The sequence below is a fragment of the Pirellulales bacterium genome, from assembly GCA_019636345.1.
In the GTDB taxonomy this organism is placed as follows: domain Bacteria; phylum Planctomycetota; class Planctomycetia; order Pirellulales; family Lacipirellulaceae.
Map to the genome: position 1 here is coordinate 769,016 of JAHBXQ010000002.1, position 14,439 is coordinate 783,454.

Sequence of the window (14,439 nt, forward strand, 5' to 3'; positions counted from 1 at the left end):
ACCGCGCGCGTCGCGAAGGATTGTACCGCGAAGCCGGGCAAGGCAGCAGCCCTGCAGGACGTTTCGCGGTAGAATTCAGCGTGGGGAACTTCCCTGTACCGGGCCGGCGACCTGCGCGGTCGCGGCTTGATCGCGAATTTTCCGGGGCTCCGACTGCTCGCCTCCGATCCCTGTCCTCTCGCCTCTGACCCTCTTCCGAACGCCATGTCCACCGAGACCGATCACGCCGCCCCGTCGTTCGCCGAGACCGCGCTGGTGCTGGGAGGCAAGAGCGCCGACGAAGCTCGTCGCACTGGCGCCATCGACGCAGCCGACGACCAGGTCGAACGGCTCTTCGCCCCCGAGTACCAGACGGTCAACAGCCCGGCGCATCGCGCCGTGTGGGACCGCGGCGTGCCGGTCGGATTGTTCCAGAGCGAGCCTGCCCGCACCCCCGCCGACGTGCAGGGGGCGATGGACGCGGCGGTGGACGTGGTGCGCCGGCATCGCGACGCGGGGACGCTTCGCAACGACGAGGGCAAGATCGCCGAGAACGTGCTGGCAGATCTGGGGCCGACGGGCTACTGGGGGTTGCTCGTGCCGTGCGCGTACGGCGGACTCGGGGCGCCCTTCGCCTCGTTCGCGCCGTTTTTGACTCGTATGGCGACCGTCGATCCGACGATCGCCGGTTTGGCGTCGGTCCACGGCTGCATTGGCGCCGTCGACCCGGTTCGTACATTCGGCACGGTCGAACAGCGCGAGCGATTTCTGCCCGGGCTCGCGAGCGGCGAGCGGCTCAGCGCGTTCGCCCTTACCGAGCCGTGCGCGGGGAGCGACCTGACCGCGCTGCGCACCTCGGCCCGGCGCGACGGCGACCACTTCGTCGTCAACGGCGAAAAACTGTTCATCACCAACGTCGTCCCGGGGCGCACGATCGGGCTGGTGTGTCTGTTGGAAGGCAAGCCCGCCGTCCTGGTGGCGGAATTGCCTCATGCTGAAAACGAATCCTTCCAGCTTCGCAAATACGGCCTGTGGGCGCTCAAGCACACCTACAACCAGGGGATTGTGTTCCGCGATTTCCGCGTCCCGGCGGAGAACTTGCTCGCCCCGCCGCGGGGCGACGGGTTGACGATCGCCTACCACGGGCTCAACTTGGGCCGCGTTGCGTTGTGCGCGAACGCCGCCGGCACGATGCGGCAGATGCTCGCGTCGCTGCTCCCCTGGGCGAACTTCCGCGTCACCTACGGCGAAACGATCGCCAAGCGCGAGCTCGTCCAGCGGCGGCTCGCCCAACTCGCGGGGATGATCGTCGGCTGCGACGCCTTGGTCGCGTGGTGCGCGGGGCTGATCGACCGCGGCTACCGCGGCGAAATGGAGTGCGTCGTCGCCAAGATCTTCGGCAGCGAGGCTCAGAAGCGGGCCGCCGTCGAGATCTTCATGAAAACCCACGGCGGGCGATCGTTTCTCCACGGGCACCCCTTTGGCGACAACGTCCACGAGTATCTCGCCCCCTGCATCTACGAGGGGGAGGGGGAGATGCTTGCCATGGGGTTCTTCAAGTCGCTGGTGAAGGACCACGGCAAGCGATATTTCGAGCCGGTCGGCAAGGCCTTGGCCGCGGCGAAAATCAAGAAGCTCAATCCGGCAAACCCCCGCCATGCGTGGGCGCTCAAGGGGGTGGCCTGGCCGTATGTGAAGTGGCTGCTGGGGCGCAAGCTTCGCTTTGCGGCTGGCGTCGAGTTGCCGGCTCGGATGCCGAGCGAGCTGCGCGCGCACGCCGAGTTCGCTTGCAAGGAACTGCAAAAGCTGGCCCTTGAGATCAGCGGCACAATGAGCAAGTTCCAGCTTTCGCTGACAGACCGTCAGTGTCGGATGGTCGACCTGTCGCAACGCAGTCAGGACCTGATCGTGATCCTGTGCACGGCGTTGTACGGCGCCCGCCAGGAGAGCGAGGTGTTGCGCATGGCTGCCGACGTGCTCTGCACCGAGCTCGCCGAGCGCGTCACATTTCGCCGGCCGAGCAACAGCTCCTACCGGCGCCTTGGGCAGCTTGGCGAGAAGCTGGCCGCGGGCGAGTTCCCCGGGCTCGATGCATCGAGCGGCGAGTCGATCCTCATGCCGTACTGATTCCGGGATTCGGAGAGCGCGAGAGCAACGCTACGGCTCGTTCGGCTGGCTCGCCGGCCAGGGGGGTTGTCCTGTCGCCAACAGGACGTTCGTCCACAAATCGCCGGTGACCTCCATTCGCTTCTTGTGAGCGATCGCCGTGCAGATGGGGACGTGGACGAACATGTTGTTGACCATGCCGATCAACATGTCGGTGTTCCCCGCCATTGCGGCGTGGACGCCGTAGCGGGCCATCTGGTCGCTGAGCAGGCGGTCGGCGGTATTGGCCGGGACGCTGCGGATGAGGTAGCTGGGGTCGATGTACTTGAGAGCGACGTCCATCCCCTCGTTCTTGAAATAGGCGTTGATCTCGCTCCGCAGGAACAGTCCGACGTCGCCGTAGGCTCGGTTGCCCGAGGCGTCGGTCCCCCGTTGGTCGTCCCCGCCGCAGAGCGACTGGCCGGCGCCCTCGGCCACCGCGATCACGGCGTGTTTGCGTTCGAGCAGCCGCTGCTTGAGGGCCGGCAACAGTCCGTTGGGGCCGTCGAGGCAGAACTCGATCTCCGGGACCAGGCAGAAGTTCACTTCCTGGCTGGCGAGCGTCGCCCAGGCCGCGATGAACCCGGCGTCGCGGCCCATGAGTTTCACCAACCCGATCCCGAGCGGGGCTCCCTTTGCCTCGACATGGGCGCACGACAGCGCGTTCTGCGCCGTCTCAAGCGCGGTCGCGAAGCCGAACGTGCGGAACACGTACATGATGTCGTTGTCGATCGTCTTGGGGATGCCGACGACGGCGATCCGCAATCCGCGGCGATGGATTTCCTCGTGAATCGCATGAGCGCCGCGCTGCGTTCCGTCGCCGCCGACGCAAAACAGAACGTCGATGTGCGACCCTTGGAGGAAATCGACGACGACACGCGGGTCCTGCGGCCCCCGGCTCGAGCCGAGGATCGTTCCGCCGACGTCGTGGATGTGCGACACCCGTTCGTCAGTCAGCTCGATCGGGTCGAGCCGCGCCTCGGGGGTGAGTCCCAGGTAGCCGTTGCGGATTCCCAACACGCGCCGCACGCCGTAGTTGTGCCGCAGTTCTAGAAAGATCGACCGTACGACGTTGTTCAGCCCTGGGCACAGCCCGCCGCAGGTGACAATTGCGGCGGTAGTGAAATACGGGTCGAAGTAGACCTTGGCTCGCGGCCCGGCCCGTTCGAACGCGACATCCTGGCCGGGGGCGTCGGGGGAAAGGTCGAGTTGGTGCCTCACCCGCGAACTGCCGCAGACAAAGTCCCCCAGGCCGTCCCCGGGGGTGCTCGACACGAGCTTCAGCGGCGAGGGGATTTCGTTCGGTCCGAGCGTCGGGATGACCAAATCGGCGGGGGCGAGCATGGCGGCCTCGTCAGGTGCGAGTGGTTCGCGAAGGCGACTGCAACGCAGTCGCCGCGGCCCGCCGCCAGGGCCGCTAGCGTTATGGTGCGCAAGCAAGGCCCTTGTCCAGAGCGCCCGCCGCTTTTTCGATCGCCGACCGACAACTCACGGACGGTCTGGTCGCGATCCGCGGCCGTGTGTTACAAGCTCCCGGCGAATTCTGCGGCGCCGGAGGCCGAACGTTCGAAAACGCTCATCCCGAGGAACAGATCCGTGAAACGCAGCGTTTTTCCTGTCGAGTCGTCGATCGCCTTCGTCCTGGGAGTCGTGTTACTGGGCGTCGTGCTGCTGGGCGTCGACACGACGACGGCCCGCGCCCAGCAGTGCGACGAGGACTGCGCAACCTGTCAGATCGAGCGCGGCCGACCGCATCGTGCGCTTGATACGGCCGGATCGGTGCTCGGCGTGTTCGACAAGTTGGCCCTCTGGGACCGCCGAGCACGCAATCACGCCGTTTCCGCCGACACCGAGGCGGCCGTTGCCCAGTACGCCGCGGTCAACGGGCTCTCGACCACCAAGGTGCGCATCAACCAGTACGCCCCCGGCGACGAGTGGCGGCGACTGGCGGCGAACAAGGAGGTCGGCGCCGGGTGGCGATACACCTTCGGGGCAATCACGACGCTGGGCTACACGATTTTGCCCGGGCGACTGCTGGGACGCGACTCGTATAACCCGTACACCGACACGGTGAACATTTACTCCGACCTGCCGCCGCTGGCCATGGAGCAGGCGGCCCACGCCAAGAACATTCGCAATCGCGAACGTCCGGGAACGTACGCGACGCTCACCTCGCTGCCGCTGGTGAACCTGTTCCCCGAGAAGATCGCCAAAGACGACGTCCTCGATTACGTGACCCGCACGGGCGACCCGCACCAGCGCCGCGAGGCGTACGACGTGCTCACGCCGCAGTACGGGGCCGAAGTCGGCGGACAGCTGGGGCAGGTCTTCACGTCGTTCGAACTCGGCCCGAGGTTGGCCGGCGCCGCGACGGGGCACGTCCTGAAACGTCCGCGGCACGAAGCCGCCGAACGCCGCCGAGCGGACGCCCTCGCCGCAGCGGAGCGTACTGCGACCACGGATCCCGAGGTCCGGCAGGCGTCGGCCGAGGCGCCGGACGACGGAACCGCCGAGGAACACGCTGGAACGCGATGACATTCGCGAGAATCTGCGTTCCCCGGCGGATTCTGCGGCTCGTTCTCGCGCCCTTGGCGCGGTTGGCGGATCAAGACAACCGCCATGAAACGGCGGTCGAGCGCCTTGCAACGCGACGGCGACGTTCACGCGATCAGTTCGTGAACCACGCGACCGTGGACGTCCGTCAGGCGGAAGTCTCGTCCCGCGTGGCGGTAGGTGAGCCGCTGGTGGTCGAAGCCCATCAAGTGCAAGATCGTCGCGTGCAGGTCGTGAACGTGCACCCGGTTCTCGACGGCTCGGAAGCCGAACTCGTCGGTCGCTCCGTGGACGTACCCGCCGCGCACCCCCCCGCCGGCGAGCCACATCGTGAATCCGTAGTGGTTGTGATCGCGGCCGTTCACTTTGCCTTGGTTGAGCCCCTCCTTGGGCAGCTCGACGGTCGGCGTGCGGCCGAACTCGCCGCCCCAGACCACCAGCGTCTCGTCCAGGAGTCCTCGCTGTTTGAGATCCACGAGCAGCGCTCCGATCGCTTGATCGCACTGACCGGCGAGATTGCGGTGTTGCACCTCGATGTCGTCGTGGCTGTCCCACGGCTGCCCCTCGCCGTGCCACACTTGGACGAAGCGCACGCCGCGTTCGACGAGACGTCGGGCGATGAGAATTTGCCGAGCTTGCACTCCAGGGCCGTACATGTCGCGTACATGCTGCGGTTCGCGGCTTACGTCAAACGCCTCGGCCGCCTCGGTCTGCATGCGGAACGCGAGCTCGAACGACTGAATCCGCGAGTCGAGCGTCGCATCGGGCGCCGGACCGGCGCGGAGCTCGTTGAGCCGAGCCATCAGATCAAGCTGTGCGCGTTGCCGGCTGGGAGCCGTTCGCGTGCTGCGGATGTTTTCGATGAGCTTCTCGATCGCCTCATGCTGCGTGTCGAGGTAGGCCCCCTCGAAAATCCCCGGCAAAAACCCCGACTGCCAGTTTTGCGTCTCCTGGATCGGATACCCGCCGGGGCACATCGCCACGAACGCCGGCAGGTTCTGATTCTCCGCCCCCAGGCCGTACACCAGCCACGAGCCCAGACTGGGGCGAATCTGCCGGGCGTCGCCGCAGTTCATCAGGAGCAGCGACGGCTCGTGGTTCGGCACGTCGGCGTGCATTGAGCGAACGACGGCAATGTCGTCGATCGACTGCGCCGTGCGGCGGAACAGATCGCTCACCTCGATGCCGCTCTGGCCGTAGCGACGGAATGGGAACGGCGTGTCGAACACGGCGCCGGTGGGGCGTTCGGTTTGCGGAGCGCCCCCGGGGAGCACCTGCCCCGCGTACCGCCGCAGCGCCGGTTTGGGGTCGAAGGTGTCCAGGTGCGACGGTCCCCCGTTCATGAACAGGTGAATCACCCGTTTCGCCCGCGGAGCGAAGTGGGGCGTCCGCGGCAAGAGCGGGTTCTCGGCCGCCGCCATCGCCGGCGAGGCGAACAAGTCGCCGAGCGCCAAGGCGCCGAACCCCATTCCGCAGCGAGTCAGCAGTTGTCGGCGATTGAGCACGGAACCAACTTTCAAGGGAGCCAAAGTCCGGGGACGCACGTTCGGATTCACGACGACGGCGCAACGGACACGACGAAGGCCGCGAAGGGGCCCGTTGCACTTGTCGTCGTACTCGTCGTGTCGTCGCGGTTTCTCATCTCGCTGCACCGTCAATCGAGAAACAGAAACTCGTTGCTCATAAGCAGCGCCTGTGCGAGTTGCTGCCAGCGATCGAGCAACGGGGGCTCGGGGCCGTGAAAATCGGCCGTCGAGCGGTGGACGACCCGCTTCTCGCCGGGCGATTCGACGCTCGCTTCCACGGCCAGCTCGAAGGTGTCGTACGTGTCGTCGCCGCGGCACTCGACGACTAGGTCGACCTGTTCGCCGACGTCCGCCGTCGTCGCGGGCGGGTCCAGGCGGATCTCGCCGTGCGTCAGGTCCCATGCGGCCAGTTGTCCCAACCGGCTGCTGACAAGCCGCAGGCGAACGCCGTCGCCTTGATCAGAGGGACGGGCGAACCGGCCGGAGACTCGCAACGAGCCCCCCTTCGCGGCCGTAAACCGCAGCACGACGGCCTGATCTACGCTGCTGCCTGGATGGCCGCCGCCGGCGCTCCAATGCGCGTACGCGAGCTCAGGGTGCGGGAACTCGGGCCCCGTTTGCCACGAGGTTCCGGTGAAATGCCCAAATGGGGCGAACTCGACGCGTTGCGAAGCCTCGTCGAACTTCCCCCAGCCGTAGCTCCACGGCGAACGAGCCGCGACGGCGTCCTCGTCTCCCGCGGCGGAACTGGCGAGGAAAGCTGCGGCCGCTTCGACCTCGGCCTCGGCGGGCGAGCGGCCGATCGCGTTGCGGAACAATCGCTCGATTGCGGCGCGGGAATGCGGCGCTGGATCGCCGCTCGCGTCGCCTTCCGCAGCTCGGGCGGCCAATCCGCAGGCGGCCTCGATGACGACGGGACTGTTCAGCGCATAGAGCGCCTGGTGAGGCGACGTCGTCTGTGCTCGCTGCGGCGAGTGCGCATTGGGATTCGCAAAGTCGAAAGTCCGAAAAAACGCCGGCAGGTTCTGCCGCTCGACGAATCCGTACAGCGCTCGACGTTCGCCCCCCGTACCGTCGGTGAGCGAAACAGGCGCTCCGCCGAGGGTCGCGTCGAGCCGCCCCGCGGCCGTGAGCAGCGAGTCGCGATATTGTTCCAAATCGAGCCGCTTGCGGTGCGCACGCCACAGCAGCGTATTGTCGGGATCGCTCGCTTCGGCGATTGCCAGTGCGCCCGGGTCCGCAACCGTCGATTGGCGGTAAGCGGTCGAGAGCACGATCTGCCGCACCAGCCGCTTGGTCGACCAGCCGCGGTCGACGAACTCAGTCGCCAGCCAGTCGAGCAATTCCGGATGCGTGGGGGGCTCGCCGCGCGTGCCGAAGTCGCTGGGAGTCGTCACCAGCCCGCGGCCAAGCAGTCGAGCCCAGACGCGATTGACCCACACCCGCGCCGTCAGCGGATTGTCGGGCGAAGCGATTCTCCGGGCCAGTTCCAAACGACCGCTCCCCTGCTGAAACGGCGGCGATTCCGCGTCGGTCAAACAGGTCAAGAACCGCCGTACGACGTGCGGGCCGTGAGCTCCCGGATTTCCGCGCAGAAATACGACGGGTTCGACCGGCGTCGCCCGATCCGCCAGTCCTGGCGGCAATTCCTCGCGAACCGTTTCCTCGCTGCTGGCGAACACGCCGTAGAGCGCGTAGTAGTCGGCGGTCGGGATCGGATCGTATTTGTGATCGTGGCAGCGGGCGCACGCCACGGTCAGTCCCAACAGCGATCGCGTCGTCACGTCGATCCGATCGTCGATGATGTCGTGCGGATTGTTCAGAAACCTCCGGCCGAGCGTGAGGAACCCCGCCGCCGGCGCCGCCGCGGTCGGTTCGGCCGTTTGTTCCCCCGCAAGCTGTGCGACGAGAAACTCGTCGTACGGCATGTCGGCGTTCAGCGCCGCGACGACCCAATCGCGGTATTTCCAAGCGCCGGGATAGTCGCGACTTTCCTGGAACACGTACCCCTTGGTGTCCGCATAGCGAGCCAGATCGAGCCAGAGCCGAGCCCAGCGCTCTCCGTACTGGGGCGAAGTCATCATTCGGTGGACCGCTGCGGCGTAAGCGTCGTCGCTGGGATCGGCCGCAAACGCCTCGGCCTCCTCGGCCGAGGGCGGCAGCCCTGTCAAATCGTACGAGAGCCGCCGCAGCAAGTCCCGCGGTGCGGCGTCGGGCGCCAACGGCAAGCGGTGCGACTCGAGCCGCGCCAGGACGAAACGATCGACCTCGGTCCGCACGCGACTGGCGTCGCGCAATTTCGGCGGCGCCACGCGACGGGGCGGCTGGAGCGACCACAACGGCCCGCTCGCGGCAGGCTCGGCACGTCGATCGCCGCCGGTCGCTTCGTCGGCGGCTGTGAAAAAGTTCGTGTCGAGTTCGCCGACCCACGCGGCGATCTCGTCGACGACATCCGCCGGCAGTTTGCCTTGCGGCGGCATCTCCAGCGATTCGTAGCGAAGGGCCGAGATCAACAGGCTCGCGTCGGCGTCGCCCGGATCGATCGTCGCCCCCGAACTCCCTCCGCGGGCCAACCCGGCCAGCGAATCAAGTCGCAACTCCCCGCTCACCGCGGTCGCCTCGCCGGAGTGGCACTCGTAGCAGTGCTCGACCAGCACCGGACGCACGCGGCGTTCAAAGGCGTCGAGCGCCTCGGGAGAGAGCGGGGCGGGAGCGTCGGCTGCACGACACGTCCCGGGGAACGCAAGGACCAGCGCCCAGGTCCCGAGGGACGCACACGCGGTCAATCGACAAACTTCGCGGCGCAGTCGCACGGGCGAGTCTCGCGGAGTCGCGGAGCGGGCCCGTCGTTACGCGCCCGCCGACGCCGAGCACGATGGACGAAAATCCAAAGAGTTCGACGGCGTTCCCCCCGTTGTACCATGCGACGCAGCGCATCGCCTACCGCCAAGCTGGCCGGGGCGTGAGGTCGAGGTCGTTCTGGGGAAGGGGGGCTCGCTTCGCTCGTCCCCCGCCGCACTCGACTGGGCGTTCACATTGCCATGCTGCGCAAACCATGGGTGCCGGTTGCGCATCGGCAACGATTCCGCCCGCAAGGCACGCCCGAATTGCTCGACTAGGCCGCGCCGAGCGTCCGCGTGCGACCGGCGTTGACGATCCACTGCGCCACCTTGGCGACCGTCGGTACGGGGCTGTTCCGCAGAATGCGCTGGCCGTCCGTCGTGCGACAGAGCGTGCCGATGCGCTCGGCAAGTTCACCGGCGTTTGCTCCGGCGATCTGCTCCGGGGCGGCGTAACCGCATGCAACCAGCAGTTGAGCCGCGACTCCGCGCAGCTCGGGGATGCGGCATACCAGCCAAGCCTGTGTCTGCCAGTCGCGAATCCGCTCGACCGTAATGCGGCGATCCCCCAGTTCCTCAGCGACCGACCCCGGGTCGCACGCCAGCAGATCGGCCACCGTGCGAATGCCGACGCCAGCGAGGGCCTGCGACATCTTCTCGCCGATGGCCGGGGCGTCGACGACCGGGCTCTCCAGTTCCAAGAAGTAGCGCTGGGCTCGCTGGGAGGGCGATGCGGCAGTGCGGGACTTGCGGGCCGATCGATCGCGCGCACCCTTGACGGAGGGTATGGGCGTCGGCGCCGGTCGGTGGGGCTTGACGATCGGGGTAACGGTCGCGATCCCTTCGCCGCGGAGATTGCGTTGCCAACTGGCGAATGCCGACGACCGGCGCCAGCGCTCGCTGCGTCGTTCGGCGGCGCGACGCCAATTGCGAAGCTGATCTCGCGAGAAGCGGTCGCTCGCCGAGGCGAATCGCCGACCGCGCTCCGTCGCCAGGAACGCATCGACCGTTGCGATCAAGTCGTCGACGTCAACGCCGGCCAATTCGTCGGGGGTCGTCACGCCGCACGCGCCGAGCACTTGCGCATCGTTCAGCGACACGTCCGGCACGAAACACATCAGCCGCATGTGGGTCTGCCACAACCGGACGACCGCCGCGGTCACGCTCGGCAGGGCCAACGATGCAGAGATCCGTTCCGGATCGGCGGCAAGCAATTCGCCGGTCGTACGTACGCCGACCGCATGAAACCGCGCTGCCGTATTGTTGCCCAGTACGGGGAAATCGGCGATCGAGGCGTCTTCCGTGAGATAGTAGACGGGCCGATTGCCGTCGTTGTTCGGCCATGCGCCGGCGACCCGCAGGGCCGGGGCGGGACCATCGGTCGTCGTGCGCACGAGCCGGATCGAGGTTCGCGTTTCCGGCTCGACTTGCGGCGCCGTGACGGACGCCACGCAGGGACGTTCCGCTTGCAACGCATCGAGCCGGAAGATCTCGACCCCCAAGCCCTCGAACCGCTGCACGGCGTCCTGGTCGGCCGTCGCGACGATCACCTGCTGTCCGCGGGCCGCGAACGACGCCAGCACCCCCGCCATTGCGGCCGCGTCGGCGGGGGTCTGCCGCAGGAAGGGTTCGTCGAGCACAAGCGGCAGCCGCTCTCCTGAATCGGCGTGCGTCGCGGCCAGGGCGAGCGTCACCGCCAAATACGCCTGATCGCGTTCCGCGGGAGTCAGCTCGGAGAACGAACGGCGGCGACCGTCGCGATCGATCACTTCGCCGACAGCGCCCGCGCCGCCGCGCTGCGTGCGAATCTGCACGAGACGGCCGTCGGTCAACTGGGCGAGCACGTCCGAGGCGCGCCAACCGGCGGGCGACTCGTGCCGGCGATGCTCGCAGCCGCAGCCCAGCAGTCTGCCGATCTCGGCCTCAAGCCGCTGCAGTTCGTCGCGCATGCGGTCGATCGCCTCGGGGCCGAGCAACTCGGCTCGGCGGCGTTGGAGCTGCTCCCACGCCCGCTGCTCGGCGGCGAGCGTTTGCTCGGCCGCGTCGAGTTCGGCTTCCGCTTGCGCAATCCGCGCCGCCAGTTCCGCCGCATCGCGCCGTGCCGCCTCTTCGCGCGCGACCCGGTCGCCGCGCCCCAGCAGCATCGCGTCCGATTCGACGACGAACCGCCCGTGGTGTTCGCATTGGCAATGCCCGTCGATCGGGCCGAGCGGATACTGCACGACTCCCTGGCGTTCCAGTCGCTGCCGGTGGAGCAGTCCTTGCCGCGAATCAAGCAGTTGTTCGAGTTGCTCGGCGAGATCGGTTTGCGCCCGTGAGACTTGCCGCGCCTCGGCCTTGAGGCGTTGACGACGAACGGCGCGCTCCTGCTCGGCGATCTGGCCGCACAGGGCGTACGCCTGCTGCCGCAGCATGTCGGCCACCGGCGAGATGCGCGCGTGGGCCTCGGCTCCCGGACGGCGAGCCGTGTCGATCGTACGCGCCAGTTGGGCCGTTTCCGCATCGAGGTCCCCGAGCAGCCGTTCGATGACCCCCAGCGTCGCGCGCTGGTCGGCGAGGCTGTCCTCGGAGTGAGCGGCGCCGTCGGGATGCGCTTCGGCCAACTCGCGACGCAGCGTTGCTTCGCGTTGCTGCAGATTGGCGAGCGTCTGCCGGCAACGACCGATCTCGGCGTCGAGCGTTTCCAGTTCGAGTTGTTGTTTTTCGCGGTCGCCCGGTGCGGTGCGGCAGGCGGTCGATTCCAAGGCGTAGTACCGCAGTCGCGTCCCCAGCCCGGCTTGCTCGGCCTGCAGACGCTGCAACTCGGCGAGCAGGTCCTCGCGCTGTCCGCGGCGTGACTGCAGCGAGCGCTGCAGTTCGGCCGATTGCCGCTGCAGATCGCCGCTTTCGTGACGCCGGCCTGAGAGCTGGCCCTCAAGCTGCAAGGCCAATTCGTCGCGACGAGCAATGAGGGCGTCGAGCTGTTTGTTGATCGATTCGGAGCCGCCGTCGCGTGTCCGCGGCGAGCGCCGGCCAGAGCTCTCAGCCGGTCGGTCTTCCGGAGCGTGACCGTTGGCGTCCGGTTGCTGAATCGCCGCAAGATGGGCGTTAAAATCGCGGGCGAACGCCGCTGAGAACAGATCCTCGACGCGCGTCCCTGCGGCGAAGTCGACCGCGTACAGCCGGGCGAGCAGCCGCGGCGGGGCGTTGCCGAGCAATCGCTGAATGCTCCGCCCGTCGATCGCCGATCTGTCGGCCGCCGCGACCGTCAGCCGGCCAAGCGGGGATTCGTCGCGATGGCGCCGGAGAACGTACTGGCCATTGCGACTGGCGACGCTGAGCGACCCGGCCGCCGCGGGTTTCGTGGCGCCGGCGGATCGATCGCCGACGTGCGTCTTGCCGTAGAGCAAATGCCCCAGCAATTGAGCGACGGCGCTCTTGCCGCTCCGCGGGGGGCCGTAGAGGACGTTCACCTGCGGGGCGAGTCGCTCGAAGGCGAGATCGGATCGGCCGTCCTGGCCGGCCAGCGTGAGCCCTGTGACGTTCATCGACTGCATCCTTGCAACGCGTCGCCCGCTCCGGGGCGCAGGCCTAGATTCTTCGAGGGCGTCGGCGACCGTGCCGTTCTGCGCGCACCGCAGCCGCCTGGAGAGCAAGTTACTCAAACGCGGCAAACGAGGCAACGCGAGTGTTGCTGGCGCCGACGATGCGGGGTCGTTCTTTGGGACCAGTAGCGAGCCCCGAACATGCCCCAGCCGCTGACAGTCTGCCGGCTCGCCAATCGCCGCATTTTGCGCAGTTTGACGACCTCAACGGCCGCGCGAACCGAGCCTGACGACAAATTCGCCGCCGATCACGTTAAATGGAGGCCGCAGCGTCTCCTGCCGCCGGATCTGGATGACGACCTGAATCGCCTCCGCCCGGTAGGACGAGCGAAGTTTGGCGGCCAAGTAGGGGGCCGTGATCAACCCCTTGGTCACCAGCCCGATTCCCTCGGTCGACACGTTGACGACCATCATCTGAAACGTGGGGCTGATCGGATTCAGGTCATGGTCCAGTTCCACCGCCGCCGCAGGCAAGGCGACAGGTCTGCGGGCCGATCGGCGGCGCTCCTTGAAGCCGTAGGCTTGATCGTGTTGAAAGCTGAGTCGCGCGATTTCGGCCCGCGTGTCGGGCGCGATGGGAGGCAGATAACTGGTGTCGAAGTACCGGTCGTCCAAGGCGACCCGTTCGCTCAATTGCCGCAGTCGACTGGGGATGCACATTGCCGCGTAGGGGAGCCCGCACTCGACGCAGAGCCAAACCGACGCCTGCTCTCCCGCTCCGGCCAACCGCAACGGCAGCGCATATTCGCACCGATTGCAGACAATCGGCGAGAAGGCGGCGTGCAGCGGCGGCGCTGCCGCGAGTGAACTTGACATAGTCTGCCCCTATGCCGTCCAGTTGACGGGCTCGCAAATCCGCCGGCGCGAATGAATCTTGCGATCATTGAAAACATACGTTGTCTTCCCCGGGCGTGCGGGGGCGTTTTTCCGTGCTCGGCGGGCCCTGGTCGCGACCTCGTTCCCCTCAATTTGGTTGTAGCGGTCGTGCACTTTCAGACGCTCGTCCTGGGGCTAGGCGGCGTCGGCCCAATCGCGTGGCGCCGCTTGGTATCCGAATACTCGCAGCACGAAAAGCTCACTGATGATTGATACTTCCAGCTCACCATCCGCCTGCCGCGCGGACTGCGCAAAGGAACTCAACAGTCCTACGAACCGAGCCGAACTACGAACTCGCCGCCGATGAGGTAAAAAGGGGCCTTCAGTTCCTCCTGTCTGCGGATTCGAATGACAACTTGAATCGGCTCTGCTCGATAGGTTGAGCGGAGCTTGGCCGCCAGATACGGGGCCGAGATCGATCCCCTGGCCGCGAGGCCGATCCCTTCGGTTGAGACGTTAACGACCATCATTTGAAAAGTGGGACTGATCGGGAAGAAATCATTGTCAAGTTCCACGGCAGATGCGACCAATGCCATCGTCACTCGGGGTGAGCAGCGGCTGTAGGCTTTTGCCCCGTTTTCCATGACCGAAACAGATAGCTGGCCGATCTCAAGCAACAAGTCAGGTGAGATCGGGGGCAGATAACTCGTGTCGAAGTAGCGGTCGTCAAGGGCAACGCGAGCGCTTTGGGAGGCCAAGAGTTCCGGCAGGCAGACTGCCGGAAACGGAATCCCGCAATTCGCGCACAACCAGATCGCGGCATGTTCGCCTGGCCCCGCAGATCGAAGCGGCAGTGCGCAGTTGCATCGATCGCAGACGAGCGGTGCAATCGATGAGTCAGCGGGCCCTGAGGACGCAAGCGAGGCGGACATCGTAAAACCTCCTTCGCCTTGATCGCTGCATCGCGGGTCAAGACGTACACCCAATGATGGACCA

At 66.8% G+C, this 14,439-nt stretch carries 8 protein-coding genes; 2 read left to right on the forward strand and 6 right to left on the reverse strand.

Going from position 1 to position 14,439, the window contains the following annotated elements; all coding sequences use genetic code 11:
* The first annotated feature begins 204 nt into the window (after positions 1 to 204).
* Positions 205 to 2,106: an acyl-CoA/acyl-ACP dehydrogenase gene (locus KF688_06915; GenBank protein MBX3425393.1), complete on the forward strand. Its 1,902-nt coding sequence runs from the start codon at positions 205 to 207 to the stop codon at positions 2,104 to 2,106.
* Between the two features lie 30 nt (positions 2,107 to 2,136).
* On the opposite strand, the gene KF688_06920 is transcribed toward KF688_06915, so the two are convergent.
* Positions 2,137 to 3,468 (reverse strand): ATP-dependent 6-phosphofructokinase, encoded by a 1,332-nt coding sequence (locus KF688_06920; protein MBX3425394.1) that lies wholly within the window; start codon positions 3,466 to 3,468, stop codon positions 2,137 to 2,139.
* 252 nt (positions 3,469 to 3,720) lie between these two features.
* On the opposite strand from KF688_06920, the gene KF688_06925 reads away from it, so the two are divergent.
* Positions 3,721 to 4,659 (forward strand): hypothetical protein, encoded by a 939-nt coding sequence (locus tag KF688_06925; protein ID MBX3425395.1) that lies wholly within the window; start codon positions 3,721 to 3,723, stop codon positions 4,657 to 4,659.
* A gap of 125 nt (positions 4,660 to 4,784) precedes the next feature.
* On the opposite strand, the gene KF688_06930 is transcribed toward KF688_06925, so the two are convergent.
* The 5 genes from KF688_06930 to KF688_06950 all read right to left on the reverse strand — a co-directional run bounded on the left by KF688_06930 (position 4,785) and on the right by KF688_06950 (position 14,375).
* A complete protein-coding gene (locus KF688_06930) occupies positions 4,785 to 6,146 on the reverse strand; it encodes a DUF1501 domain-containing protein (GenBank protein MBX3425396.1) in 1,362 nt (453 codons plus the stop codon).
* Positions 6,147 to 6,331: 185 nt separating this feature from the next.
* The gene (locus KF688_06935) at positions 6,332 to 9,016 is read right to left on the reverse strand and encodes a PSD1 domain-containing protein (GenBank protein ID MBX3425397.1); all 2,685 of its coding nucleotides are present in this window, start codon (positions 9,014 to 9,016) and stop codon (positions 6,332 to 6,334) included.
* 302 nt (positions 9,017 to 9,318) lie between these two features.
* A complete protein-coding gene (locus KF688_06940) occupies positions 9,319 to 12,570 on the reverse strand; it encodes a DUF4332 domain-containing protein (protein MBX3425398.1) in 3,252 nt (1,083 codons plus the stop codon).
* Between the two features lie 261 nt (positions 12,571 to 12,831).
* A complete protein-coding gene (locus KF688_06945) occupies positions 12,832 to 13,443 on the reverse strand; it encodes a hypothetical protein (GenBank protein MBX3425399.1) in 612 nt (203 codons plus the stop codon).
* Between the two features lie 329 nt (positions 13,444 to 13,772).
* A complete protein-coding gene (locus KF688_06950) occupies positions 13,773 to 14,375 on the reverse strand; it encodes a hypothetical protein (GenBank protein MBX3425400.1) in 603 nt (200 codons plus the stop codon).
* Between the last annotated feature and the right edge of the window lie 64 nt (positions 14,376 to 14,439).